The sequence below is a fragment of the Shimia sp. R9_1 genome, from assembly GCF_017743775.1.
Classification (GTDB): domain Bacteria; phylum Pseudomonadota; class Alphaproteobacteria; order Rhodobacterales; family Rhodobacteraceae; genus Shimia.
Map to the genome: position 1 here is coordinate 182,371 of NZ_JAGHRN010000006.1, position 26,299 is coordinate 208,669.

A 26,299-nucleotide genomic window follows, 5' to 3' on the forward strand; every position below is an offset into this window, starting at 1 on the left:
GAAATTCGCGGATAGGACAAGGCTGTTGCCGTGATTGATGCCTGCCTTTGAGACGACTCAGGATCGCCGCACTTTCGCGCCGCCCGCAGCCATGCCACACTCAGAGTCTGACATGAGGGACACCCCAATGCCCCTATCGCTCGACCAGACCACACAGACACAGCAGAAACTCACCATGACGCCGCAGATGCGGCAGATCGTTGAGTGTCTGTCGATGGACGGCACCTCCACCGCGCGCAAAATACGCCAGTTTGGGCTGACAAACCCCAGTGTCGCGCCAGCAGCCCAAGCAGAGCAGATCGCGCAGACCAGCGGCCTCTATGAACACGCCGCCCTGTGGATCAACGCGCAGTTTTCGGCAGTCGAACGCCCCACAGCGCTGCAGTTTTTGGATGCGCTGGAACCTTGGGGCTGGCTCAGTGAAAACCTTGAAAGCATCTGCGCCACCGCAGACGTGAGCATCACCACTGGCTCCGCCGTGCTTGCGCGGCTGCAAGCCATCGAACCTGCAGGTCTGTTTGCCCGCTCCCTTACCGAGTGCCTCGCCCTTCAGGTCAAAGCCGCAGGAGACACCGACCCGATTGTCGCACAACTTCTGCACCATCTGCCGGAAGTGCAGCACAAGACCACCAAACAGCTGGCCGCCCTCTGTGGCTGCAGCGTCGAGGACATCCTGAACGGTCTCAAGAAACTGCGCAGCTACGATCCCAAACCCGGCCTGCAATTTGCCATCGCCCCGCCACCGCCCACCCGCGTTCCCGACCTGCTGCTCCAATGCAAGCAGGGGCACTGGTCTGTCAGCCTGCATCCGGACTCTGCCACGCACCTCAGGCGTCTGCCGTCGATTGACCCACAGGCGCAACAAGAAGCCGACCGTTTTGAAAACGCGCTCTCCGCCCGCAATGCCACCCTGCTGGCCATCGCCAAACGGTTGGTGACGCTGCAACAGACCCATCTCACCTCCAAAGCTCCTCTGACCCCGATCACCATGTGCGCCCTCGCACCCGATGTGGCTCGCCACAAAAGCACGCTCAGCCGGGTCTTTCAGTGGGCCACGGTGGAGATCGACGCAGAGGTCCTTCCCCTCCGCCACCTGCTCGGCCCGAAACTGCGCGGCCATGCCCTGTCACCGGAGCATTTGATGCACCGCATCACACAACTGGTGTCTGATGAAGACAGCACCCATCCGCTGAGCGACGCCCAGCTTGCCGAGGCTCTGGCGTCCACAGGCATTGCGATCCCGCGCCGCACCATCGCGAAATACCGTGCGCAGGCAAACATCCCGGCGGCGCACGCACGCAGGCAACACCGCTCTCATTAAAATCATCGCATCGCCGCATGAACAGCGACACCCGATGGGCAGCCCGTGGGTCACTTTTGACCCGACCAGCCCCATCTGCCTCAACCTTTCCCAGCGATTTCAGACCACTGACGCCAAAATGCGCGCTGGCACGAAAGTTGCATGATGTCAGGTAAGCGCGCTTACCGCGCATGGATTTTAAGAAACCAATTTTCAACAGAGGAGCGCGGGCATATGCCGCCGCTGCCACTTGATGACGCCATCAACGAAGTGCTCAACGTCCATTTGAGCCCGTTTCTGCCCGTCGCACCGGGTGGTCTTCCCAACAACACCGTCCAGATTTTTGAAGCCAAGCGGCGTGGAGTCGGCCTTGGCGATCGCCGTGGCTCAGACACGCGCTTTGGTGTCACCGTCTCTGCCCTGCGCGGGATACAGCTGGATGGGGTGGCGCGGTTTGAACTCTGGGACACCACCCCCGATGCCGTGAACACCTCCATTGATGCGGTGCAGGCCAATGTTCTGGGGGCCGCCGCAAGCCTGCGCAGCATGGGGTTTCTGCGCCTCGCGCTCGGCAACAGCGCGCCAGCGGAACATGTCTCTGCGCTCAATGCATGGCGACGCACGGCGGAGCTGCCTTTCCTCTATGAATACCGCGCGCGGGATTCTGATGACGCAGACAGCTTCATCGTGCGCATTCCCAACCGCACCGATCTGGAGGAACGCGACGGGACCAACAGCAGCCTTGAGATCCTCTCCGGCGCAATGCAGCGCTGGGACAATGAGCGCGCGCCCTCGCTGATTCTGCGGCCAAACGGCGGGCCACGCGCCCTGCGCCTCAGTGGTCTGGACGCCATAGCCTTTCTCAACGGCATTCCAGGCGGCGCCGTCACGCTCGAACGCGGGGTGTCCGGTGCCACCGGCGCGCCGGTTCTGCATGCCACGCTCGACAGTTTTCTCAACGCCATCGCTGACGGTCCCAACCCGCAATTGCAGGCCATTGTCACCTTGCCCAGCACAGCCGCGTTCCTCGCCGCGCTGGGTCCCGCCGGTGCGCCGTTTGAGCTTGGCGACTGGGACACCAACCTCATCCGCGACCTCTATGTGCCCCACGCGCGCCGCTTTGACACGCCCGTCACCCTGCGCTCGGGCCGCGATTTTCTTGCCATCCGTCATGACGCGCCGGCCTTCGCAGCCCCGGCCGTACTCTACCTCCGCCTGCAGGCGGATCACCTTCGAGCCGGTCGTTAGGAACCGGTCAAATCAGGAGTAAGCCATGGAACAGATCTTACCCGGCGTGTCGATTGCCGTCCGCCCAGAAGGCCTGATCACTCCGGGCGTTGTATCCATCAGCGCCATCGGAATGGTCGGGACAGCCAACAAAGGGCCGGTCAACACGCCGGTGCTCATTGGCTCCCCCGCAGCCGCCCGCGAGGTGTTCGGCGACGCCGATGAAATCGTGACGCCCGGGCAGGAGCTCACGCTGATCCGCGCCATTGATCTCGCCTATGACCACGGCGCGCGCGACGTCTGGGCCGTGCGCATAGCAGGCGCGACCGCAGCCGCAGATTTTCTCATCGCCTCAGCGGGCGGAGACTGCTGCCGCCTGACCGCCGCGACCCCCGGCTCCTGGGCCAACGCCATGGAAATCAACATCACCGCCGCAGAGGAAAGCGCGGTTGTGAGTGGGGAAGAAATCGCAGGTACCGGCGCGGTTGGTTTGCAACTCGCCCACACCACCATTGCCGAAAGCGTGCGCAACAGCGTGTCTGTCCTCGCGGCAGGTGCCTCAACGCCCACCACGCCCGCCGTTGTCCACGGAGCCACCGGCACCCCGGCAGCAGGCCAAGTGGAAATTGACCCCGCAAGCGGCGCTCTAGTCTTTGCCGCAGGCGAAGCCCCCGCCGTCGGCGACACCGTGACAGTCACATATGTTGTCCCAGCGGCCGACAGCGTTAAGGTCACCCTGCGCACCGAGGCTTTGGAAGAGGTCTTTACCGCCGCAAGCGGCGCGCATCTCGTCGATCTGGTCAATCAGGCCACCGGCGGCTCGGATCTTGTGGACGGCACCGCGCTCGCAAACGCAGCGGAGACGCCCACAACCTTTGCTGATGCCTTCACCTTTGAAACCTTTGGCGCTGGCACCAACACCACCGGCACCGACGGGGCCACAGGTGGCAACTACACTGACGGCTTTGAACAGCTGGCCAACGAACCGGCCTTCATCATTGTCGCCGCCGGACAGGACAACTCCGGCACCATCGGCGCGGACCTTTCCGCCCATGTGGCCGCAGCCAGCTCTGATGCGAACAAACGTGAGCGTATCGGGGTGATCGGCTCCGCGCCGGGGGCCTCCCTCAATGACATCCTGGATCACACGCTGAACTCCGATCGCATCGTCTTTGTCGCGCCGGGCGTCACTGTCTCTGACGTGGTGACCGGAGATGCGGTGACCCTTTCCGGCGGCTATGCGGCGGCCTGCGTTGCAGGGATGATTTCCGGCGCGCCGGTCAACCGCAGCCTCACCAATAAGGTGCTGAATGTCGCAGGTCTGGAAGATGTCTTCACCCAGGCCGAGCTGCGCCAGATGGTGCAAAACCGCGTGCTTGCGCTGGAAAGCCGCCTCGGCTTCCGCACGGTGAAAGGCATCACCACCTCCACCAACACCGCCTGGCATCAGATCACCACCCGGCGCATAGTGGACAAAGCCAAAATCGGCGTGCGCTCGGCGGCCACCCCCTACATCGGTCTGCTCAACAACGAGCGCGTCCGCGAAGCCATGCGCTCCACGATCAATTCCTTCCTCGCAGAGATGGTGCTGGACGAAGAGCTGGTGAGCTACGAGCTCGACGTGTCCGCCACCCGCGACGACGAAATCCGCGGCATCGCCCGGGTCACCATCGTCCTGCGCCCCACGTTCAGCATCGACTTCATCAAAGTCACGATGTTCCTCGAATAGGAGACCAGATAAATGGCCAACACCAATGTTTTTACGGGGGCGGATGCCACGCTCACCCTTGCGCCGCTGGACACCCCGCCGGGCGTCGACGCCGAGTCGATCATCGCGCGCTATGAAATCGCCACCGCTGTGGGCCGGGTCACCGGCGTCAAATTCACCGTCGACACCGACCTGCGCTCCTTTCACGAAATCGGCTTTCGCCATGTGACCTCGCTGCATGAGGGCAACATCAACATCTGTGGCGAATGCGACCGCGCCTATATCAACGGCGCGCTGCTCGGCCTGCTGATGGGGCGCAAGTCCTTTCTGGACAACAACGCCCGCACCTTTCAGCCCGAATTCAACATGACGCTGCAGCTCAATGACCCAGCGGTCGAAGGCCAAGCGCGGCTCACGCTGAATGGCGTGAAATTCCAGACCTGGTCCTTTGCCCTGCCCGAAGACGACATCATCATGGAAAAGGTCAGCTTCCGCGCCAAGAGCATCGACATCGCCGACTTTGACGATGACAGCGGCGTCTCGGCTGGCCCGGCCTTCGTGGATCAGGAGTAATCTGCCATGACGCTCACCAGCGAAGCGCTTCTGGCCGGGTCTTCGGCCACGCATCTGCATGATCTCCCTGCCGACCTGATCAAAGGCGAGGACGGGGAGCAGCAGGTGGAGCTGCGCCCCCTGTCGGTGAAAGACCTGCAACTGATCGCCCGCGCCGCCAAGGAGGATGAAAACCTCTCCGCCGCGCTGATGATCCAGCAGGCGCTGGTGGCACCCGCTTTGTCTCTGGATGAGGTGCGTCAGCTTCCGGCGGGGCTGGCCCGCCATCTAGTGGAGGAGGTCAACCGCATCAGCGGCATTGATCTGCCCCGCGACGCGCTGGAGGAAATGGTGCAGGCGCCCTTGGCCAAAGCCTGCTTTGTTCTGGCCCGCGAATTTGGCTGGACACCCGAAGAGGTCAGTGGCCTCACCATCGGGCAAATCCTGCTCTATCTTGAAATGGGACGGCGGGAGGCGGCAGAAGCATGACCCGCGCCTTCGCCTCCGCTGCCCCCCAACGCCTGCGCCAAGCCGCATTGGCCGCCGCTGGCTCTGTGCCCCAACTCGCGCCTCAGCGCGTGCAAAAGATGCAGGCCACCGCGCGCCGCGTGTCAGCGTCGGGCGCGGACCTCAAATGGCTCTCAACCTGCGCCGAGCTGTCTGATCGCAAGGCGATGGAACGCAGCTTGACCCGTTGGGAAACCTCAGAGCCGGAGCGCAAACCTGCCCCCAAGGAAACGCCATCTTACAAACAAACCCCGGCGCAGAAGTTAGCGGCGAAGCAGAAACGCCAGCCCCCAGCATGGCATCACCCGCCAGCGGACACCCGCCCCAGACCGGAGGCGCACCGCTGTGAAACCGCCAAGACACTGCCAACACGCCTCTCCGGCGGCCCGCTTAGGCTGCATGCAGGCACCGACCCGGAAGATCTCGGCAAAGGCCCGATCACACCGCGTTCCAAACCTTCCGCACAGCCTCTTACGGCAAAACCTGCCAGCCCTCTGCCCACCGCGCAGAGCTACCCTTTGGCAAAGACAACGGCGCAAAAGCTTGCTCCCCGCACCCACACAACGCAGCCAAAACATCCGCGCGCCCTCCCCGTCTCATCCAACCAGCCGTCAAAAACACCTTGGCAATCCCTGCTCGCTGGCCCGCAGGCGTCACACACCACCCTCAGCGCGCTCACATCGCGCGAGCTGCTGCGGTCAAAAGCCGAGCAAAGCGACACCGCGACGCCTCCGCAGCGCGCCTCAAAAGATCCCCAAAGCGCGCAAGCCCCAAAGCCTGCAGGAAAACATTCCCAATCCGCCTTTGCCCAATCCCCAAAGCTGCCCAAGCCTGCAAATGCCGCGCCGCTTTCTCCGCCCCCACGCGCTTCAAACAGCCCCGATCCGGTGCAGCTTCACCGCGAACCCGTCCATGGCGCAGACCCGCTGTCGCGCGAAACCCTGTCCCGCCCGCCGCACGCAACCCCGGTGCCCCTGCCCGCGCAGCCCGATCTTGATCCGCCATTTGCCGAAATCCTGCCGCCATCCGACCGCGCCCATCTCACCCGCTTTCAAGAGGCCGTCACCGATGAGCCGCAAACCGAACTGCCAGACCGCTCCACGCCTCGCGCCACCGCGGGTTTTGACCGCGAGGCGCTGACAGACGCGCTGGCGCTCATCCTTCGGGACGAAGCCCGCCGCCACGGCATTGATGTGTGAGGAGCCCGCCCATGCGTCCGATGCTTGATGATATCCCGCTCCCACAGGTTCAGACCCTGAAGTTGCGCGACATCCGCACCCTTGCCGAACACCGCGCCCCGGGGATGGACGGCAGCTATTGTCAGAACATGGGCCGCCACGCGACCTCGATCCTTGTGGCCGGTGTGGCCAGCGGGCGCGATGCGAAAGACACCCTCGAAAAACTCACTGCAACCTTTGACGCCGGCGCACCTGTGAGCTTCATCTCCGACATCGTTGCGGACGCGGAGATTGAAAACGTCCTGATCGACGATTTCCGCCTGCGCGAAGTGGCTGGCAAACCCGGCCGCTACGCCTACGCGCTGGTGCTGCGCGAGTATCAGGAACCGGTGGAACCTGAGGCCGTGGGCCTTCTGGACAATGACATCTTCAGCGAAGCGCAAAGCCTCACCGATGATCTGATCGACGGTCTCGATCTGCTGCCGGAATTTGACACCGGGCTTGAGCGCTTTGTGGAACCGCTCACCGGTCTGCTGACCCGCCTGCAAGCCCTCAACAACACCTCCAACGCCTGACAAAGGAGATCGATGCCATGGCCGACAATCTCTTCGAAGACCTCAAAGAGGTCCTGCAAGATTTCAAGGATTTTCTCGATGACAAAGTGGGGGTGATCCATCCCGCCGTGGCCGCCCTGCGCGCCATCATTCCTGATCAGATCGACAATCTGCTCAACAAGCTGATCGAGCTGATGAACCTGCTCAAATCCGAGGTTGAGAAACTCGACGTTTCCGCCATCCCCGGTCTCGCCGAAGCGGCAGAATTCACAGATCAGGTCAAAGGTTTTGTCAATTCCGCCAAAGCCCTGCTGCCTGACAACGCCGATGACTTTGACGCCATCACCGATGTGGCCGATGTGGTGGGCGGCCTGCCCTCCATTGACGAGGTGAAAGGCGAAATTCTGTCTCTGATCGACGCCATCGTCGGCCATCTCAACGCGCTGAAAAACGCATAATCCGGGGAGGCTGTCGTGAACCGTCCAATCCGTCCCATGCTTGGCGAGATTGAACTTGCACAGGTCCAGCTTGTGCAGGTAGACGAAGATCAGATTCTGACACGGCACGACATCCCCGCACTAGAAGGTGATTTCTTTCAAAGGCTTGGGCGCGCTGGCACCGCCATTGAACTCACCGGCGTGCAAAGCGGCCCTGACGCCCGCGAAGGTCTCACCAAACTGCGTGACGCCTATCGCGCCGCCGCGCCGCTGACCTTTGCCGCCGATATTGTCACCGCAACCACGCTGGATGATGTGCTGATCGAGCATTTTGAGATCAGCGAACACGCGGGCCTGCCCGACGCCTTTGAATACCGCCTGCTTCTGCGCGAATGCACCCCGGCGCCAGCCCCCGATCCGCAAGACCCACCGGAGCCGCCCGAGCCGCCTGAGGTCACAGAGGATGAGGGCGTGCTGGTGGTGAATGTCATCAAAGAGGGTGATCCCGCCTTTGCCGCTAAAAACACCACCGTGCTGGCCGCAGGCACCTTGCAGGACGGCAGCGATTTCCCTGAAACCGCCCTCTCCGGCCAAACAGACACCCGCTGGACCGAAGAGCCCTTCCCCGCCGGAGATTTTACTCTGCGCGCCACGGCGACGGGCGCGGCGGCGGATGGCGGCGACCTCAGCGGATCGGCAACAGCCACCGTGCGCGCAGGCGCCACCACCGAGGTCACCATTGTCCTGCGCGATGCCGCCACCATCGCCAAACGGTTCCTTGTGCATTTCCGGTTTGACAGCGCCTTTGTGGAGCCTTGCCTCAAGCAAGTCCTCAAACAGGTCGCCGATCACGCCAGCGCCCATCCGGACGAGAAAATGCTGGTGGTGGGCCACACCGATCTGGTCGGCACAAAAGAGTATAATCAGGCGCTCTCAGAACGGCGCGCGCGCAGTGTTTTTGCCGCCCTGCGCTATGGCAATGATCCAGTAGGCGCCGTTGCCGAGTGGAATGAGCTGCGACAGGCCCGCACCACCAATCTGCACGACAATTGGCGCGCGCGCGAATACCAACAGATGCTGCAGGACCGGGATTTTTACAATGGCCGCATCGACGGCGATCACGGCCCGATGACAGATGCCGCCGTGCGCCGGTTCCAAGCGGCCAACGGCCTGCCCGAAACCGGCACCATGAACGGCGCGACATGGCCCCTCCTGATTGACGCCTATCTTGCTGCCGAAGCCCTGTCTGTGCCAGACGAGCGCCTCCTGCCCAACTGCCCCGGCGAAGGGCTGAAATGGCTTGGCTGCGGAGAGCTTGATCCGCTGCGCAATGTCACCTTCGCATGGCGCCCCAACCGGCGCACCGAGGTGCTGTTTACCCGCGCCACCGAGCTCCCCGCCGACATCGACACACCGATCACATTTGAGCTCCCCGCGCCCGGCGCGGTTGGCAGCGACTGGTGCCTGAATGAAAGCAGCAGCTCCGCCCGTAGCTGCTTTGTCGCCCCCAATGTGAAAAGCAAACGCCATGAAACCTGCCCCGGCACCTTGCCGCGCGGCCCCGCCTTCACCCGCGAACCAATTGAGCCGACGCCCCAGTTCAAGGTACAAGGCTCCATCCGCTTTGAAGACGGCAAGCCCTACACCGGCACCTATTTCATCACCGCCCCTGATGGCGAGTACATGGCTGGCGAGCGTGAGAAAACCTCAGGCAGCGCCCGCGCCGGCACCCCCAAAACCAAAACACCCGCGCCCGATGGCAGCTTCTCTTATGACACCCCGCTGAAGACACCCGGCATTTTCATTCTGGAGCTGGAGGCCGACGTGATTGCCCGCCCCTCCGGTGCGCCGATCACAGAGGCCAAAGGCCCCGTGGTTTGCAAGCGGCTTGCAGGGCCGCAGGACCGGTTTGATGTGGTCATCACCGACCGCAGCGTTGCTGACTCCCGCCCCACGCTCACCGGACCGGACGCTGTGGTTGTCACCCGTGCCCACACCACACCCGCGCGCGCGCCCCTGACGCTAGGCGCAAACCAGACGTTTGCGGGCACAGGCACGCTGACACTGACCAACGGCACAGATCGTCTGCGCGTCTTTGATGCGGCCGCGGGCGGCACCGAGCTCAGCTTTGATGGCACCGACAATGTCTTCACCTCAGATCAGCTCACCGCCGGCGTCACCCTGTTTTGCGAAGGCGGCCCCAATCCCAGCGCAACGGCTGGGGATGTCACGGCCACTCTGCAGCTCACCGTGGGCGGCACCCCCGGCCTGTCGGTCAATCACCAGATGACAGTGATGCGCCTCACTTTGGATGTGGCCCTTTCCCGCCCCGTCGGCGGCGGCGACGCTCCAGAAATGAGCGCGGCAGACAGGATCGCCATCGGTCGCTTCACACAGGTTGCGGACCCGAATTTCAGCCACGAACGCTCGCTTTTGCGTGTCCAGCCACCGGAGCCTGCGGATTTCACCGGCGATCTGGCGCTGGCGCCCATCGGCCCGCGCGCTGCGCTCTTTGCCAGCGAACAACCCGCGGCAGGTCAGGCGGTGCTGGCCAATCCGCATGTGATCCCCGTGGCCAGCATCCCCGCCACCGGCCTTGCGCTTTTTGCAGAAGGTCTGGATCACAGCGCCGCTGTGCGCGACAGCGGCTTCATGCTCGGCCTGTCAGGCGGCGAGCCCGATGGCGACCGCGCCCCGATGACCATGGTGCGCCTCGACACCGCCCCCGACAACCTGCCCGCCACCGCCGCCGTCACCGCCACGCGCTTCGGGGTCTGGGATCAGGCCTATAATGGCGCAGGGGAATTTGTCGCCGACATCATCGCCGCAGATGAGCGACGCCTGCATTACCGCGTGCGCGACGCCGGCGCGGGCGCTGGCCCGATCGCTGTCACCTGGCGCAGCCTGCTGGCAGACCAAGCCACCAGTGACGACGCCCCCGCCTCACAAGAGCTCACCCTGCCGGAAACCGCAGCGGGCAGCGGGCATTTCATCTCAAACGGTGTGATGCTGGTGACCGATGACACCGACGCCGCTGTCGCTGTCCCCAGCGGCCTGCCCGCGCAGCCTGGACTGGCGGAGCCGCGCAACCGCGGACAAAGCGACCACCGCCTGCGCCGCGCGCGCATCGACGGCTTTGTGCGCACCGAATACAGCCCCGCCGCGCAACCAGGCACCCGCCTTGGCATCACCCTGCCGGTTTTCCCGCGCAACCCAGATGAGCGCCGCCGCATCTCGGTGCGCGTGATCCGCTACACCTCCGCCACCTATGCGCCGGTGACTGATCAACGCATCGCCGATCAGTTTGCCGAGGCCAACCGGCGCTGGAACGCCGTGGGCGTGCAAATCGACGCGCAGGCCACCGTGGATCGCGCCATCCCCGCCGCCGCGCTGGATGGGGGCGGCGACTACGGCGGGCAGGCCAACAACGCCTTTGAGCAAGCTGCGCTGCGCGATTTGATCCCGATCACCCCCGACAACACGCTCACCGTGGTCTTCACCAGCGTCGCCGGATCAAACGCCTACGCCACCGTGGCCAACCGCGCCCCCATCCCCAATCCTCCCGGCGCAAACCTGACACTGGATGCGCGCTTCTTTGTCTTCATTGACAACACTCTGGACGTGCAGGACGTCACCTTGGGCCACGAGATGCACCACATCTTCTTCAACCGTTTTGACGGGGCCGTGAACGACGCTTTCTTTGCCTTCAACACCAGTCCCGGCACCGCTGTTGGGGCGGCACGCGGCATCGCGCTGCCCGATGCCCGCATCTACCGCCGCATCCAGAACCAGCACAGCGCCGACCCCGACAATGACCCCAACAACGACAACATCCTGAACTGGGTGCGCCGCACCCGCACCGCCCGCCAACCCGCTCAGGCCGGTCCCGGCCCCGCCCCTGACGCCACCACCGGCAACACGCTGGTTGGACCGTTTTAAGGACCCGACATGACCACGCCCATTGCAAAAATTCGCGAAGACTTGGCGCTGATCGTCGGCGGAGGCTTCACGCCTGACGGCATTGGTCCCGCCGCCTTTGAGGCAGTCGCGGCCCGCGCCAAGGCCGAGCCCAAACGCTACCTCAACGCGCTGATCCAGACCTATCTCGGCGGCGACTTTGACGCGCGCATGCTCTCCAGACTGCGTCCCGGTGCCGCGCTTGAGCTGCTGGCGGAAAGCGATCCGGAAACCACCGGCGCAACCGCGGCAAAACTGCTCACCCATCTTGATGGCCTGCTGGTGATCTATGACAGCGCGACCGACAAGACCCAGCTTGAGGCGCTGCTGCCTGATGATGTTCTCGCGATGCATCAGCGCCTTGACCGCATGCGCAACCGCCTGCGCCCGCTTCTGGAGGCTGCGCCATGAGCCTCTTGTCCCCCACATACCGGCTCACCCTAGGTGATCAGCGCATCGACATGGGCAGCGAACCGCGCGCCAGCACCGTCACCCAGATCGATGTGCAGCGCGCCATGGCGCCGCTGGTGGATCGGTTTGAGCTGACCATCGCCAAGCTTGGCACGCGCCTGCCCAAACGCGGCGACGCGGCAGAGATCGAGCTGGGCTTTGCCGGGTCAGACACCGGTCTTGAGCGCGTCATGACTGGCGAGATCGAAGAGGTCGACGCAGGCCCGGAGCACACCCGCATTGTCGGCTTTGGCGCCGGTGCCCTCCTTTCGCGCAGCAAGGAAAACCACAGCTTCCGAGACAAAACCGCCGCCGATATGGTCAGCGATCTTGCCAACACCTCCGGTGTCAAAGTGGCAGACACCGAGACCAGCGAGATCTTCCCCACCTATATCGCAGACGCCCGCCTCAGCGCCTTTCAGCACATGGTCACCCTCTCCGAGCTGACTGGCTTTGATCTCTATTGTGACACAGATAATGCGCTGTTCTTCAAGGGCTTCGGCAATGGCCGAACACTCTTCCCGCTCGACTACGGCGAAGACGTGATCGCCTATCAGGTCGAAAGCACTCTGGCCTCTGCCGAGCGCGTTGAAGCCTGGGGCGAAAGCCCCGGCGCGGCACAGGGCGCAGACAGCTGGGCCTGGCTCACCAAAGACTTTGAAGCGCGCAAAGGCAGCGCAGGCACCAGCGGGAGTTTGCATGTTCTGGAAAACGCCGCGCTGCGCACGGGTGAAACCGCCCAGCGCGCCGCAAGTGCTCTGCTGCGCCGCATTGAGAACCGCCGCATCCGGGGGCAGCTCACCGTGCTTGGCAATCCGGCCATCACCCTTGGCGACACGATCCGCCTGCAGTCCATGCCCGAGCCTGACCTCAACGCCACTTTCCAGATCCGCGGCGTCCGCCACCGGATCACCAAGGCCACAGGCTTTCTGACCCACCTTACCTTTCAGGCGCTGGAGCTGAGCCTATGAACGACACTGTCTCCACATTGCAGGCCATCATCCGCCGCGAGTTGGAAACCCTGCGCATTGCCGAGATTGGCATTGTGACGGCGGTGCACCCCCATGCGGATGGCGGGGACAGCGACAACTACAGCTGTGATGTGCGCCTCAAAAACACCGGGCTGGAGCTGCCTCGCGTGCCCGTCGCCACCGGCCACATCGGCACCGTTGCGATCCCCAATGTCGGCGATCTGGTGCTGCTCGCCTTTGACCGCGGCGACATCAACCAGCCGATCATCACCGGCCGTCTCTACAACGATGAGGACCGCCCGCCGATCAACACCTCAGATGAGGTGATCTTTCGTTTGCCGCTGGCCGAAGCCGACGATCAGACCATCAAGGCCGCGATCCGCAATCATCAAACAGACAACCCGCCGCGCGAGCTGATCATCGAGATGGATCCGAAAATCACCATCCGCGTGACCGACGGCACCGTGCGCGCCACCGCCGGACCGTCAGAGCTGTTCATCGATCAGACCGGCGCATCCGGCGGCACCGTCACCGTGGTCACCGGCGGCACCAAGATCACGCTCAACCAGGACGGCGACGCCACCGTGGAGGCCATCGGCGCATTGAATCTGAAAGCGCAGCAGGACGTCACCATCGAGGGCCTCAATGTGAAAATCAAAGGCCAGATCAACACCGAGGTGGAGGCCGGTGTGCAGGCCTCCCTCAAAGGCACGATCACACAGGTCGAAGGCAGCGGCCCGACCACGCTGAAAGGCGGGATCGTCAACATTCAGGGCGTCACCAACTTCAGCCCATAGGAGGAAACCATGCCGGGACCACCGGTCACAATTGGATGTGCGGTCATCGTGACCCCCGGCGCTGCGGGGCCACCGGACACCGGCACGATCGTGGGCATCTTCCCGCCGCTGATCACCGCCGGAGGGCTTCCGCTCGCAACCTCAGGCTCACTCTGCACCATGATCAACTCGCTGACCGGCGTGCCCTATCCGCTTGTCATCGGACCCATCGCCAGCTCCGGCGTGCGCATCGCGGGCAAAGCGCTGGTGCGGATGCTGGATCTCATCCCTTCTCCACCGGGCGTGCTCACCATCCTTGGCCCACCGGCCGCGCCCTACATCTCCGACACGTGGCCGCCATGAAACAGGGAGGCTTGATATGACACGGGACAATGCTCTCTTGGGGCAAGACCTCCTGCTCTTGCGCAACCGGCGGGACCAGACGACACGCGAGCGCGGCCGCGACCTCTCCACACGGGTGCGTCCGGAAACCAACCAGCGCGATCTGGACACCGTCTTTGGCGCGGAAAACATGGCGCAGGCGCTCTTGCTGCGGATGCTCACCTCAGAGGGCGAGCTGCGCCAGCTGGGCCATCCCACCTATGGCTCCCGCCTGCATGAGCTGATCGGCGAGCCCAACACCGAGGCAAACCGCAACCTCGCCAAACTCTACGCCCTGCGCGCCATCAATCAGGAGCCGCGGGTCGAGAAAATCCTGCGCGCAGATGTGCGCCAGCGCCGCGATGACCGTGGCGGCGTCGACATCGACATGCAGCTCAAAATCGTTGAAACCGCAACGCCGCTCAATCTTGTTGTGCCGTTCTTCTTTTCCACGGAGCAAACCTGATGACGCCTGACACCATCCATCTGATTCAGCGAAATTTCGGCGAGGTGTCCAACGACATCCTCACCAGCCTCATCGGCGGCATCGTCAACGAACAGATTATCTTTGACGTGAAATCCGATCTCTACCCTTTGGCGCAGGCTGCCGAAGGCATCCGCATGCTGACCGGGCAGGTTGACGATCAGACTGCCAATCACACCTTTGAGGCCGGGATTGATTTTGCCTATGAGCCCGATCTGGGCGCGGTGCAGTGGCTTCCGGGCGGCGCGCGACCCGTGGATGGCAGCGTGTTTTATGTGGATTACCGCCCCATTGGTGCCTCCTCCCCGATCACCGACATCAATGTCGGCAGCGTCGCCCGCACTTTGTCAGAGGCCGTCGCGCGTGAAATCGCCACGCTTTATGAACAGCTCAATCAGACCTACCGCTCGGGATTTGTGAATTCCGCCGAAGGCGCCGCGCTGGATCAGGTGGTTGCCATTCTCGGGTTAAAGCGCAAAACCGGCGATTTTGCCTCTGGTCTTGTGGCCTTCTTTCGTGACCCGCAGGTGGTGGGCGATGTCACCATCGCTTCAGGCACCAGGCTGACAGCCCAAAACGGCGCAGTCATCTTTGAAACCACCCAACAGCGCACCCTGCAGCGCGGTCAGGCGCGCATGGATGTGCCGGTGCGCGCCAGCGTCGATCACCCCGGCGAGACCGGGCAGGTTGCGGCCGGTGACATCGACACCCAGCTGCGGCCGCTTGCCGGCATCGCGCGGGTCTCAAACACCGAGCCAACCGTCTTTGGCGCGCCTCCGGAAACAGATGCGGAGCTGCGCGCCCGTGCGCGGGCCGAACTCTACAAACTGGGCAATGCCACGCTACCTGCGCTCGACGCCAGCGTGCGCGACAGCTTTGCCACGCTCACCGAATACTGGGATCCCAACGCGCCCATTGCACGCCGCACCGCCCCAGGTCGTGTGGCGCTTTTTGTGGAAAGCGAACCTGAACGCTTTGCCAGCCTGTCTGCACAGGTCAACAACCAGCGCGCTGCGGGCATCGCCGCCACCATCGTGGCGCGCTACGTTTTTGTCACCCCGCGCATTGTTGCAAAAATCGCGGGCGGTCTCACCTCTGACGGCAAGGCCAAAGTGGCCGAAGAGATCATCGCCGCCGTGCAGGCCTTTGCAGAGCCGCTGACCACGGGCGATGCGCTTGAGGGTGGCGCGCTGCTGGAGGCGATCAAAGCGGTTGAGGATCTCGAGGACGCACAGATTGTCGACGTGCAGGTCGCCCGCGCCGACGCCACCCCAACGCAAAGCGAAACCGTGGTCGACGCGCTCACCGCATTCATCGCGGGCGGCGCCCCCAAAGAACAGACCGCCCTGCGCGCCGAACTCAACACCCTGCTCTTTGAGGTGGACACCGGCGCGCCCACCGGACGCCGCATCCCCGACCGCAGCCTGCTGATGAACTCAGAAGGCAGCGCCCCGGCCACCGACCAAGACATCGAAGACGCCGCATTCCTTGTGAAAGCCGAGGTTGAAGGCGAACCGGGCTGGATCGTGATCGACATGAATGCGGCCGACATCGCCTTGCAGGAGGCCGGATCCTGATGGTCACCAAAACACAGCGCATTTTGGATTTGCTTCCGGGCACCTTCGCGGCTCAGCCCGCCCATTCGCCGCTGCAAAAGCTGATCGAAACCTATGGGGCCGAGCTGCAGGGCGCGGAAAACACTCTTGCCGCCATCCTGCGTGCGCATTGGTGCACACAGGCCGATCTTGGCCGCGATCTGTTTGACGATCTGCCAAGGATCGCCGCGCTCTACGGACTGGCCCCGCAGGAAGGCGATGATGTGGAAGAGTTCCGCAGACGTCTGAAACTCTGGGTCAGCCTCATTCTCGAAGGCCCCGCCACCGTGCGCGGGCTGCTGCGCGCCACCTCCATTCTCACAGGACTTGAGATTGATGACAGCGACGCGGCCTTTGATCCGTGGTGGACGCGCGCTGGCGGCGGCCTGCTCACCACCAAAGTCGCCAGCCGCCGCGACGCAGGTCCAGCGATATTCGGCTTTGACCGCGCCTTTGCGCAAGGCAGCGACGCCACTTCGGCGCAGATCACCGGCCAAACGCCCCTCTCCGATCCGCTGACCCTGACAGCCAGCACGCTGCACCTCACCATTGACGGCGGTGCGCCTGCCGCCGTCGCGCTTGCTGGTGTCACCACACCCGAAGAGCTCATTGCCACCATCAACACCGCCATGGGTCAGCAGATCGCCACACTGACACAGGGCCGGCTGAAACTGTCTTCCCCCAGCACAGGTCCGGCAAGCAGTATCGCGTTGAATGATGCCACAGATGATGCCGCGCCAGAGCTCTTGGGCCTTGCCCCCCGCGCCTATACGGGCCGCGACGCCACAGGCGCAGCGCTCACCGGGCTCATCGACCTCTCCGCCGGAGCCGACCTGTCCACAAACCGCTACATCCGCCTCTTGGTGGATGGCACCCATCTTGCTGAAATCGACTGCGCAGGTGCTTCGGCAGAGGCCACCTCGCTTGATGAAATTGCCGCCGCGATCAACACAGGCCTTGGCCTCTCCGTTGCAAGCCATGACGGCACATATCTCTCGCTCACCTCACCTACGATCGGGGCCACCTCCGGCATCACCTTCCAAACCGCCGCCGCGCAGGACGCGCGGCTGGCACTGTTTGGCCCCATCGACACCGTCGCCTCCGGCCGCGACGCCCAACCGGCGCAGATCACCGGCACGCCGGACCTCTCCGCAGGCGTCGATCTCAGCGCAGCCAGCCGCCTCCTGCTCAGTATTGAGACCAAAGAAGACGTAGAAATCGAATGCACCGGATCAGACCCGGCCAACACGCAGCTGCCTGAAATCATCGGGGCGATCAACAGCGCCTTGCGCGCCGATGTCGCCACCACCAACGGGCGCAACCTGATCCTCAAAAGCATTGAGGCAGGTCCCACCGGCAGCCTGCGCATTGGCCATCTGCCAGAAGGCGACGCGGCCAAGATCCTCTTGGGCCTTGAGGACCGTATCGCCACCGGATCCGCCGCCACCCGCGCCACCTTGCAGGGCGCTCTCGACCTGTCGGCAGGCATCGACATCGCCGCGCAACCGTTGTTGCAACTCGCCCAGGATGGCCGCACGCCGCAAACCTTTGATTTGTCCGACGCGGCAGCGGCTCCTCTGGATGCAGAGGGTCTCGCGCAGGCGATCAACAGCCAGCCGCAGGCGCCACAGGCCAGCGTCACCGACAACAGGCTCACCCTCATGAGCCATCTTGAAGGCAACGCCGGACAGCTGGAACTGATCCCCATCAGCACAACGCTCAAGCGCAATTTTGTCTCCCGCGTGCCCATCGCAGAGGACGCCGCCAAGTCCGTGCTCGGCACGCTCAGCGCGGTGTCCCAATCCGCCCCCGCTGCCGCAGCCACTTTGCAGGGCAACGCCAATCTCTCTCGCGGCGTCGACCTGCGCGCAGGGGGCTTCCTGCGTGTGCAACTGGACGATGCCCCCGCTGTGGACATCAACTGCGCCGGTCCACGCCCGCGCCACACCACGCTTGATGAGGTCCTTGAGGCCATAAATTCAGCGCTTGGCGCAGGCACCGCGCGCAGCTCCGGCAGCAGCCTTGAGCTGGTCTCCCCCAACCTCGGCGCCGCAAGCCAGATCACGCTTCTGCCCCCACAGGCCACCGATGCCCAACCCGCGTTGCTCGCCACCGGCCCGCAAAACGCCACCGGATCTGCCGCGCGGCAAGTGGCCTTTGTCGGCACCAACGATCTCTCCGGCGGCATCGATCTGACGGCTGCCGCCCACCTGAAGCTGGCAATTGACGGCAACCCACCTGAGGACATCGACTGCCGCGGGTTTGATCCCGCAAACACAACGCTCGGCCAGATCGTCGTCGCCATCAATCTCAAGCTCGGCGCGGGCATCGCTAGCCATGACGGGCGCCACCTGCTCCTCACCTCCCCAACCAAAGGCGCGGACAGCCGTCTCGACATTCTGCTCCCGTCCGAGCCAGACGCTACCGCCGCCATTCTCGGCGTCTCCCCGGGGCGCAGCTATACCGGTCAGGCGGCGCAGCCCGCCCAAATCGCAGGGCTGGCCGAACTCTCCGCCCCTATCGATCTGAGCACCGCGCGTTTCCTGCGCCTTGGCTTTGACGCCACACCGCCACAAGACATCGACTGCGCCAGTGCCGCCGCCGATGCAACGCAGACCACGGGGGCGGAGATCGCTGCCGCCATCAACGCAGCCCTTGGCGCACCCGTTGCGCAGATCAGCGCGGATCACCTGCTCCTGACATCCCCCTCCCTTGGCGCGTCAAGCCGGTTGAGTGTGGAGACCGCCACCGGAGGTGACGCCACTCAGGCGCTACTTGGCGAGGCCCCGCGCAGCGCCACCGGCACACCGGCGCAGGCCGGTCAAATCACCGGCAGCATTGACCTGCGCCAAGGTGTGGACCTCAGCGAACGCTCCGTGCTGCGCCTCGCGCTGAAAGACGCCCTGCCGCTGGACATCGACCTTGCCGGAGAGGCCCCCGCCGCCACCGCCCCTGAGGAAATCACCGAAGCGATCAACAGGGTGCTTCCAGATACCGCCAGCCTCAGTGCTGATGGCCAGCTCCTGCTCACCGCGCCCGCAGGTAGCACGCTTTCCCTGCAGCCCCTGCGCCACTTCGAACTGATCGACTACCCGCAACAGCCGGTCACCCAAACCGGCGCCGCGCTGCACCACGGCGATGCGCTCTTTGCCGAGAACACCGGGCCATCTGATGCGCCCGGCACGGTCCGTTTCACCGCGCCGCAAGGCACAGACTCCCCTGGTTTGGTCGACATTGATACAGGCCGCACCTTGCGCATTCGCGGCGCCATTCTGCCCGGTGACACCGCCGAAATCACAGAAGGCGCAGACGGCCTCAACGTCTCCACCAAGCTGAGCCCAACCCCGCGCGTCTACGGCCTGCCCCTGCTGCCCCATCTGGAAGTCCCACAAGACTCCACCCGTTTCATGGCCCCCGGCCTCAGCGGGCGGCGCGGCATCCTGATCTCTGACAGCTTTGGCTCAGACGTCATCGAACTCACCGAAATTACCCGCCGCGACGTCGCTCCAGCGCTGCAGATCTCTGCCGCCCACTCTTTGCCGGATCAGCTCCCCGAAGGCGTGTTTGTCGGGCAGCTGCAGCGCTCCGGCACAAGCCTGTTGCTCACCAACGGCGACAAAGAGCTTGAGGTGCAGATCGAAGGAAATGCCACGCAATTCCTCGGCCGCCCCGTGGCCATTTTCGCCAAACGCCTTGGCGACAGCCTGCTGCCGCGCCGGATCCGCGTCCTTTATGATCTGCAGATCACCGCGATCCCGCCAGCCACGCCGCAGGTCTTCAACGGTGTGGTGCTGGATCAGGGGCCGGAGTTTGGCGCATTGTCCCTGCCGCGACGTATCAATGAAACGACGCAGGACACACCCATCGTCTTTGCCAGCGCCGTCGATCAAACGGCTGCGCTCTCGCTCTCCCCGGGCACCAACCGGCGTGTCTTTGTGGAATGCCTGACCGCCCGATACGACGCCGCCGATTTTGACGAAAGCCATTTCGCCGGCGGGGACTGCCTTGAGATTGGCGTCTTTGACGCCTGCCGTTTCGCCGAAAACCCACGGGCAAAATCCACCTCGGTCTTTGCCCCTGCAGACGGCGGCACGGCCACCGATGTCACGCTCAGCTGGGCGCAGCACACGCCCGGACGGGCGCAGATCAACCTGCCGCTCGACATGCCCGCCCGGTTTGGCGCGCGCTTTGATCAGGACCGCTTTGCCCTGGCGGATGACGCGCCGGAGATCATCTCAGGCCTTGTCACCGAACCGGCCACCGACCCGCAGCTCTTCACCACACAGCTGGCCCCCGAAGGATCCGCATCGGCGCTTGTGACGGCGCGCGCTGCCGATGTGATCCCCATCGGGTTTGACGCCACCGACATTCCCTTCGCCCGCCCCGTTGCGCTGTCTGGTGGCACCGAAACGCAGGCCGCCCGCACCTTCCTCAATGACCCCGGCCTGCCCGGTTTCATCGAGATTTCCGCCATCGCGCCGGGTCTCTTTGCCAACCGCATTTCCATCGCGGTCTGTGACACCGCACCGGGGATTTACGACCTGATCGTCACCTTTGACGGCGCGCGGTTTGAAAACGCCCGCGCGCGGGTGAACGGGCCAGAACTCACCGGCACGGTTGAGGATTTCAATCGCCCAGGCCCGCGCGGCGTACAGCACCTCAAGGCGGCAGGCATCGACCTCACCGTCACCCGCGACGGCACCCCGCCCGAAGACATTGATTGTTAGAAAAGGAGATTTTGATGTTGGACAACGACCCTTTCACCACCTTTGAACCCGGTCAGATCATCAGCGCCGCAGCCATGAATGCCATGCAATCCAAGATGCGCGCCGAAATCCACAAACAGATCGCCGAGGCCCTCGCCGCCCTGACCGAAGTTGACCTGTCCAAAGACAGCAACGCGCTCGAAGGCCATTCCGCCCAGGATCTTCTCAGCAAATTTTTGGAGCAAGCCATGCAAAAATTCCCCGGACACACAGGCTATCGGAAACTCTTCAAAGTGCTGGAGTTTAACGAACCCAATCTCGTCGAACACGAACTCAAACTCTGCCCGCTGGTGGATCTTTATGAGCTGCAGAGCTTCGATGTGATATGCGCCGATGATGATGACAAGCGTAAGGTTGAGGCGCGCTTCTTTCTCTATCACACCAGCGAAAAGAAAATTTCGATGGAAGGGCCAAACGGCACTGAGACCGTCGAGATTGAAAAGCGTGGCGAAACGCCCTTCAGCATCCCGGTGAGCGAAATGCTGGACTACCTCGGCGTCGAATACACCGATGAGACCAGCCTTGGCGATCTGGAAACCGAGCTTTGGAAGGCGATGTTTGCGCCGCCCAACGACCCATTTGATCCCAGCGATTATTGCCACTCGCCCTGGTATGAGCGCTGCTGCCGCGAAGAACGTACCGTGGGCAGCCTCAAGGCCAAAGGAGACTGGGACGATCTGAAACTCAAAATGCAGCCCGTAAAGACGGTGAACACGCCCTCGCTAGAGCGCGATACAACCTCAACCAACCGCCACCCGCCCGAAATCTTGGTCGAACACCATGATTTTGACCGACTGTCATTGACGCTGCGCGAGCGCATCCCAATCGGCAACGGCGAGGATCTTGCAAATGTCTGCCTGATGGTCCTGCTCAAGGTCTGACAGCGACGCGCCTTTGGCACCGCGAGGAGAATGAACGCATGCAACAGGTCGAGCGCTTTCCGGCGAGAGGGTTTTTCCGTGGCACCAAGACCCTTTATCTGCGCAGCCTTCCCGAAGGCGCGCAGCTGTCGTCCTTCCGCCTGCGCCTGACCCCGATTGCCGCCTCCAACCGGATCGGCCCTGCCGAGGAGCAGATCAGTTTTACCGCACCACCGGTCGATGGCAGCATCGCGGGCGGCGACCCGTCTGATGACAGTCGCGAAACCGCCGTGTCTCAGGTGCGCGGCGGCGGCAGCCTGCCTTGGGCGGAGATCCATCTGGGTGGCTTTCGCACCCTTTCCCGCCTCAGCGGGGCGGGTTTGGCGGGGGCAACGCTGCAGGTGGATCTGGGCGGCTTGTTTGTCGATGTTGCGGCCAATGGCACGGTGCCATCGCAAAACGGCACATTCACTTTGAGTGACGGGGAACAGCCCCTCCCGGGGCTGACGGTGCAGCGCCTGCGCATTGCCCGCACATCAGCGGGCGCGCAACCGATCATAAACACCCTGTGGCTGCGCGCCGTGGCCAGCAATGTCACGCTTGCCATGGGGCAACAGCCCGCCGCCTGGGCCCTGCCCGGCGAGCTCTCCGCCGTCACCGAAACCACGGATCTTACCACGCTCGCGCAGGCCGCATTGGATGCGGCGGAAACCGAAGGCGGCTTTGCGGTTCTGCCCCTGCACATCAAGTCAGACACCACCGCCCAGTTGGCTGTCGAAGTGCTCTACGAGATTCAGGAGCGCCGCAGCGGCCTGCCCGATGGGCTGCGTGAGAGCACGTTGGAATACACTTATGACGGCGTGTCTGAGGCAGGCGATGACCTCCTGCAGATCACCGTGCCGCCCAATATGGAGATTGATCCCGCCGGCACACACATCGCGATTGATGGCACCTTTGAGGGCAGCGAAATCACCCTTGGCCCCACCATGGATCGCACCCCTCCAGAGGCTGTGCCGCTCGCGGTCGGCACCGCCGCCGCCCAGCCGGTGACAATCACCGAAGAGACCATTCTCGACGCGGTGGATGTCCTGCTCTCCACGCAAGCGCGACAGGCGGACGTCAAAGTTGACCTGCGCGAAGATTTTGACGGCAAACCCGGCGACAGCTCGCTTCTTGCGCAACCCGCCACCGGTACCTTTGGCGTCTCCGCCCATGGCGGGCCGCGATGGCTCAGTACCGCTCTGGGCCAGACCATCACCGTGCCTGCCGACGCAGAGCGTATCTGGCTTGTGGTCGAGCCGACCTCTGCGCCGATCGCTTGGCACGTCCATCCGGAAACCGAAGCAGCCGCAGAGCTGCAGACCAGCGACACCGGCGGCCTGTCATGGCGACCGGCCCGCGCGGCCAGCCTGCCCGATGCGCTCATGGCCGCACACCGCTTCCGCCGCGCCTCGCCGGTGTTTCGCGTCCCGGTCTCAGCCGAAATTGGACGTGACGCCGAAAGCAGCCTCCTGTCTCTTGAGCGGTTCCAGCCCCTTGGTCGGGTGGAATTTGCGCTGGAGTCCCGCTCTGTTGCTGAGGCGGCCAATGACATTCTGTCGGCGCGCAGCGCCACAACTTGCCCTCGTGGCGAGCAACTGACCAATGGCGGCTTTGAGGATCGCGCCTCTGGAAATGACCTTTATGAACCGCAGGGCTGGAGTGTCAGCGGCGGTGCGGTTGCGCTGCAATCTTTCTCTGTGCCCGGCGACGCGGGGCCGCTCTCGGTCACGCTCCTGCGCCTTGGCCACGCAGAAAGCGCCCCCCGCGCGCTGTCGCAAATTGTCAAAGTCTCCCCCGGCTGCCCCTATCGCGCGGTGTTTCGGGGCTTCGCGCCTGAACGCGGCGCGGTGATCGAGCTGATCTGGCGTCAGACCGGCTGTGGCCTGTCGCGCACCGATGTGCTGACCCCGCCCCCGTTTCTTGGCACCTTTGACAGCGGCCTGGAGCTGGCCGCCGTGGCTGGCCCACAGTTGCGCACCATCCTGTCTGCCTCACTGGATGTCATGGCCCCTGAGGATGCCGACCAACTGGAGGTCCGCCTGCGCACTCCTGCAAACCAGCGCCTGTTTGTGGACACCATCTCCCTTGAGGGCGGGCCAACCGGCCTGCGCAATGGCGATTTCAGTGAGCTCGCCTTTGATGTGGACCTCACTGAGTTTCTGAGCGGCTGGCGCTTTTCTCCTGAGCTGACCCTCGAGAACCCGCCCCTGACCATCGCTCCGGCCACGGAGGGCCTCACCTTCACCAATATCACGGCGGACCGATCTTCTGTGATCCTGTCCCAATCCGCTGAGGTGATCGCTGACGCGCCTTTTGCCGCCGCTCTCGAAGCGCAGCTTTCGCAAGGAGAGGCGGTTTTTGCCGCCCGCTGGCTGGACAGCGCAGGCGCGCAGATCGACACGCCCCTTGCCGCATCAATCCAATCTGAGGGGGCCGAGATCACCCGCCTGCGCGGCACAGTTCCGGCAGGCGCGGCAACGGCGGAAATCGAGATAGAGCTCGGGCCAAGCGCCATCCTCACCTTGGTGGCCGCCTCCGCAGAGCTTGAAGCGCCGCAAAACATTCCGGTGTCCTTCCTCTCGGAGGCGCCGGGCCGCATGACCGTGCGCGATTTCACCGTCGCCTTCCGACCGCGCGCCGTGGCCACACAGCTGCCGCCACCAGAGAGCCCATGTGTGCCCACCCCCGCCGATACCGCACCGGAGGACATCTGCGAATGCGCGCCCTGCAAAGACAAAGGCGAAACCACGCCCGCGCGCGCCACGCTCATCACCCGTCTGCCAACCGAGCTGCCCGTCGGCACCATCGCGCAGCCCCGCCTTGACGCGTGGCCCGCCTGCCCCGCGAAAGCGCCACCGCGCGCCTGCGCACCCATGCCAGCAGCACCGCGTTTCTCAGCCTTCCGGACCACGCGCGGGTTTTGACGCCAGCCACAAATCTGACCCTCAATGCCGCCACTTTGCCCGACCACCCCACGCGCGAGCTTCACGGCATTGGCGAAGGGCGCGCGGCGATTCTGGAAACCGCAGGCATCACCTCGGTGCGCGCCGTGGCCCGCCGCAACGCAACCGAGCTTGCCGAAATCCTTGATGTGTCTGCAGAGTTTGCCGAGGACATCCTGTCTCAGGCGCTCGAAATGACCGCGGGCGGCTCAAACAGACGGCGCTGATAGCAGGTGCTCAAAATCCGTTTGTGGGAGAGGGCTGGGCAAATCCGGCCGGATCAATGCCGTGCTTTTTGAGGAGCTTACCCAAGGCGCGGCGCTCTTTGCCCGCCTGTTCCGCCGCCTTGGTGACATTGCCCTGCGTCTGGGCCATCACGCTTTCCAGATAGCGCCGCTCGAAGGCGTTTACCGCGCGTGCCTTTGCCACGCCAAAGGCCTCGTCCACACTGTCGCGCGCGCGCGGCTCCGTCGGGCATACCGATACCAAGCCATCCTGCGCCGTGACCACGCCGCGATGCACCAGATTTTCCAGCTCCCGCACATTGCCGGGCCAGGTGTACTCTTCAATCCAATGGCTGGACCTTATGTCCAGCGCCAGCGCTCCGGTCTGATATTGCTGCTCAAACAGCGACAGAAAATGCCGTGTCAGCAGGGCCACATCCCCGACGCGCTGGCGCAACGCCGGCAGCGTGAGCGACAGCACATCCAGCCGGTACAGCAGATCCAGACGGAACCGCCCGTCCCGCGCCAGTTGCCGCAGGTCTTCGTTGCCCGCCGCAATCACCCGCACATCCGCCCGCTGCGTCCGACTGCCGCCCACGCGGCGGAATTCCAGTGATTCCAGAAACCGAAGCAACGCCACCTGCGCCTTGGCGCTCAGCGCCTCGACCTCATCCAGAAACAACGTGCCGCCGCGCGCCTGATCCACCAGCCCCGCGCGGGCCTCATGCGCATCGGTAAACGCCCCGCGCGCATGGCCAAACAGCTCTGCCTCAATCAAAGTGTCCGGCAACGCGCCACAACAAACCGGCACAAACGGGCCTTCGCTGCGCGCCGAAAGCTGATGGATCGCTCGCGCCGCCAGCTCTTTGCCGGTGCCGGTTTCGCCCTTGATCAGCACCGCCGCGTCACATTCAGCAAAGCGGCGCAGGGTCACCAGACTGTCCACAAAACACCGTGATTGGCCCACCAATCCCAACGCGCTCACCTCGGCCGCCCGCTCATCTGCAGGGCGTCCCAACGGGCCGCTGCGACCACATCTTTCCAGCCGCATCTTCAGCTCAGAAGGCGCACAGGGCCAGGTCAGAAACTCACGGCAATCGCGAATGGTCGGCTCCGCCCAGCGGAAAGCGCTCTTTTCAATCGCCAGCATACAATGCGGATGCGCCGCCAGCGCCTTCAGCCGCCGCATGGTGCGCCCATCCCAGCCGCGCATACCCAGATAGACCAGACTGTTGCCTTCCGCGGTCTTCGCCAAAGCCTCAGGTCCGGTCAACTGCACGCGGTAATCCAGCGCCCCAAGCGCCCCGAGAAACGCCTCAAAACGGTCTGATTTTTCCTGAGAAACCAGCGTCAGCCTGCGGTCTGTATCATCCAGTGACATGGTGGCG

Annotated in this window: 20 protein-coding genes; 19 read left to right on the plus strand and 1 reads right to left on the minus strand. The window is 63.9% G+C overall.

Going from position 1 to position 26,299, the window contains the following annotated elements; genetic code table 11:
* The first annotated feature begins 127 nt into the window (after nt 1-127).
* From J7399_RS18085 to J7399_RS18175, 19 genes are all read left to right on the plus strand, one after another.
* On the plus strand, nt 128-1,321 hold the full coding sequence (locus J7399_RS18085; protein ID WP_209088456.1) for a hypothetical protein: 1,194 nt from the start codon (nt 128-130) through the stop codon (nt 1,319-1,321).
* Between the two features lie 213 nt (nt 1,322-1,534).
* The gene (locus J7399_RS18090) at nt 1,535-2,548 is read left to right on the plus strand and encodes a hypothetical protein (RefSeq protein ID WP_209088459.1); all 1,014 of its coding nucleotides are present in this window, start codon (nt 1,535-1,537) and stop codon (nt 2,546-2,548) included.
* Between the two features lie 25 nt (nt 2,549-2,573).
* Nucleotides 2,574-4,256, plus strand: a complete 1,683-nt coding sequence (locus J7399_RS18095) for a phage tail sheath subtilisin-like domain-containing protein (protein WP_209088462.1) — start codon at nt 2,574-2,576, stop codon at nt 4,254-4,256.
* A gap of 12 nt (nt 4,257-4,268) precedes the next feature.
* A complete protein-coding gene (locus J7399_RS18100; RefSeq protein ID WP_209088465.1) occupies nt 4,269-4,808 on the plus strand; it encodes a hypothetical protein in 540 nt (179 codons plus the stop codon).
* A 6-nt stretch (nt 4,809-4,814) separates the two neighbouring features.
* Nucleotides 4,815-5,276 carry a hypothetical protein gene (locus J7399_RS18105; RefSeq protein ID WP_209088468.1) on the plus strand — a complete coding sequence of 154 codons (462 nt, stop codon included), beginning with the start codon at nt 4,815-4,817 and terminating at the stop codon, nt 5,274-5,276.
* Complete coding sequence (locus tag J7399_RS18110) at nt 5,273-6,493, plus strand: hypothetical protein (RefSeq protein WP_209088471.1); 1,221 nt, start codon at nt 5,273-5,275, stop codon at nt 6,491-6,493. The genes J7399_RS18105 and J7399_RS18110 overlap by 4 nt, the downstream gene beginning before the upstream one ends.
* A gap of 11 nt (nt 6,494-6,504) precedes the next feature.
* On the plus strand, nt 6,505-7,047 hold the full coding sequence (locus J7399_RS18115) for a DNA circularization N-terminal domain-containing protein (RefSeq protein ID WP_209088474.1): 543 nt from the start codon (nt 6,505-6,507) through the stop codon (nt 7,045-7,047).
* 17 nt (nt 7,048-7,064) lie between these two features.
* A complete protein-coding gene (locus tag J7399_RS18120; RefSeq protein WP_209088477.1) occupies nt 7,065-7,484 on the plus strand; it encodes a hypothetical protein in 420 nt (139 codons plus the stop codon).
* A 15-nt stretch (nt 7,485-7,499) separates the two neighbouring features.
* Nucleotides 7,500-11,402: a peptidoglycan-binding protein gene (locus J7399_RS18125; RefSeq protein WP_209088480.1), complete on the plus strand. Its 3,903-nt coding sequence runs from the start codon at nt 7,500-7,502 to the stop codon at nt 11,400-11,402.
* Nucleotides 11,403-11,411: 9 nt separating this feature from the next.
* The gene (locus J7399_RS18130; protein WP_209088483.1) at nt 11,412-11,831 is read left to right on the plus strand and encodes a hypothetical protein; all 420 of its coding nucleotides are present in this window, start codon (nt 11,412-11,414) and stop codon (nt 11,829-11,831) included.
* Nucleotides 11,828-12,841 carry a hypothetical protein gene (locus J7399_RS18135; RefSeq protein ID WP_209088486.1) on the plus strand — a complete coding sequence of 338 codons (1,014 nt, stop codon included), beginning with the start codon at nt 11,828-11,830 and terminating at the stop codon, nt 12,839-12,841. Before J7399_RS18130 ends, J7399_RS18135 begins: the two co-directional genes overlap by 4 nt.
* Nucleotides 12,838-13,638 carry a phage baseplate assembly protein V gene (locus tag J7399_RS18140; protein ID WP_209088489.1) on the plus strand — a complete coding sequence of 267 codons (801 nt, stop codon included), beginning with the start codon at nt 12,838-12,840 and terminating at the stop codon, nt 13,636-13,638. Before J7399_RS18135 ends, J7399_RS18140 begins: the two co-directional genes overlap by 4 nt.
* A gap of 9 nt (nt 13,639-13,647) precedes the next feature.
* Nucleotides 13,648-13,980: a hypothetical protein gene (locus J7399_RS18145; RefSeq protein WP_209065468.1), complete on the plus strand. Its 333-nt coding sequence runs from the start codon at nt 13,648-13,650 to the stop codon at nt 13,978-13,980.
* 16 nt (nt 13,981-13,996) lie between these two features.
* Nucleotides 13,997-14,464 (plus strand): hypothetical protein, encoded by a 468-nt coding sequence (locus tag J7399_RS18150; protein ID WP_209088492.1) that lies wholly within the window; start codon nt 13,997-13,999, stop codon nt 14,462-14,464.
* Nucleotides 14,464-16,059 (plus strand): hypothetical protein, encoded by a 1,596-nt coding sequence (locus J7399_RS18155; protein ID WP_209088495.1) that lies wholly within the window; start codon nt 14,464-14,466, stop codon nt 16,057-16,059. The genes J7399_RS18150 and J7399_RS18155 overlap by 1 nt, the downstream gene beginning before the upstream one ends.
* A complete protein-coding gene (locus J7399_RS18160) occupies nt 16,059-20,804 on the plus strand; it encodes a hypothetical protein (RefSeq protein WP_209088498.1) in 4,746 nt (1,581 codons plus the stop codon). Before J7399_RS18155 ends, J7399_RS18160 begins: the two co-directional genes overlap by 1 nt.
* Before the next feature lie 14 nt (nt 20,805-20,818).
* The gene (locus J7399_RS18165; RefSeq protein WP_209088501.1) at nt 20,819-21,724 is read left to right on the plus strand and encodes a hypothetical protein; all 906 of its coding nucleotides are present in this window, start codon (nt 20,819-20,821) and stop codon (nt 21,722-21,724) included.
* 38 nt (nt 21,725-21,762) lie between these two features.
* Nucleotides 21,763-24,669 carry a hypothetical protein gene (locus J7399_RS18170; RefSeq protein WP_209088504.1) on the plus strand — a complete coding sequence of 969 codons (2,907 nt, stop codon included), beginning with the start codon at nt 21,763-21,765 and terminating at the stop codon, nt 24,667-24,669.
* Complete coding sequence (locus tag J7399_RS18175; RefSeq protein ID WP_209088507.1) at nt 24,666-24,914, plus strand: DUF4332 domain-containing protein; 249 nt, start codon at nt 24,666-24,668, stop codon at nt 24,912-24,914. The genes J7399_RS18170 and J7399_RS18175 overlap by 4 nt, the downstream gene beginning before the upstream one ends.
* 10 nt (nt 24,915-24,924) lie before the next feature.
* Here the strand turns inward: J7399_RS18175 and J7399_RS18180 are convergent, their stop codons facing one another.
* Nucleotides 24,925-26,292, minus strand: coding sequence for a sigma-54 dependent transcriptional regulator (locus tag J7399_RS18180; RefSeq protein WP_209088510.1), 1,368 nt, complete (start codon nt 26,290-26,292; stop codon nt 24,925-24,927).
* Nucleotides 26,293-26,299 lie beyond the last annotated feature (7 nt).

Coding starts and splice junctions, on each gene's coding strand:
- J7399_RS18085 (WP_209088456.1), top strand. CDS start 128: ATGCCCCTATCGCTCGACCAGACCACACAGACACAGCAGAAACTCACC.
- J7399_RS18090 (WP_209088459.1), top strand. CDS start 1,535: ATGCCGCCGCTGCCACTTGATGACGCCATCAACGAAGTGCTCAACGTC.
- J7399_RS18095 (WP_209088462.1), top strand. CDS start 2,574: ATGGAACAGATCTTACCCGGCGTGTCGATTGCCGTCCGCCCAGAAGGC.
- J7399_RS18100 (WP_209088465.1), top strand. CDS start 4,269: ATGGCCAACACCAATGTTTTTACGGGGGCGGATGCCACGCTCACCCTT.
- J7399_RS18105 (WP_209088468.1), top strand. CDS start 4,815: ATGACGCTCACCAGCGAAGCGCTTCTGGCCGGGTCTTCGGCCACGCAT.
- J7399_RS18110 (WP_209088471.1), top strand. CDS start 5,273: ATGACCCGCGCCTTCGCCTCCGCTGCCCCCCAACGCCTGCGCCAAGCC.
- J7399_RS18115 (WP_209088474.1), top strand. CDS start 6,505: ATGCGTCCGATGCTTGATGATATCCCGCTCCCACAGGTTCAGACCCTG.
- J7399_RS18120 (WP_209088477.1), top strand. CDS start 7,065: ATGGCCGACAATCTCTTCGAAGACCTCAAAGAGGTCCTGCAAGATTTC.
- J7399_RS18130 (WP_209088483.1), top strand. CDS start 11,412: ATGACCACGCCCATTGCAAAAATTCGCGAAGACTTGGCGCTGATCGTC.
- J7399_RS18135 (WP_209088486.1), top strand. CDS start 11,828: ATGAGCCTCTTGTCCCCCACATACCGGCTCACCCTAGGTGATCAGCGC.
- J7399_RS18140 (WP_209088489.1), top strand. CDS start 12,838: ATGAACGACACTGTCTCCACATTGCAGGCCATCATCCGCCGCGAGTTG.
- J7399_RS18145 (WP_209065468.1), top strand. CDS start 13,648: ATGCCGGGACCACCGGTCACAATTGGATGTGCGGTCATCGTGACCCCC.
- J7399_RS18150 (WP_209088492.1), top strand. CDS start 13,997: ATGACACGGGACAATGCTCTCTTGGGGCAAGACCTCCTGCTCTTGCGC.
- J7399_RS18155 (WP_209088495.1), top strand. CDS start 14,464: ATGACGCCTGACACCATCCATCTGATTCAGCGAAATTTCGGCGAGGTG.
- J7399_RS18160 (WP_209088498.1), top strand. CDS start 16,059: ATGGTCACCAAAACACAGCGCATTTTGGATTTGCTTCCGGGCACCTTC.
- J7399_RS18165 (WP_209088501.1), top strand. CDS start 20,819: ATGTTGGACAACGACCCTTTCACCACCTTTGAACCCGGTCAGATCATC.
- J7399_RS18170 (WP_209088504.1), top strand. CDS start 21,763: ATGCAACAGGTCGAGCGCTTTCCGGCGAGAGGGTTTTTCCGTGGCACC.
- J7399_RS18180 (WP_209088510.1), bottom strand. CDS start 26,292: ATGTCACTGGATGATACAGACCGCAGGCTGACGCTGGTTTCTCAGGAA.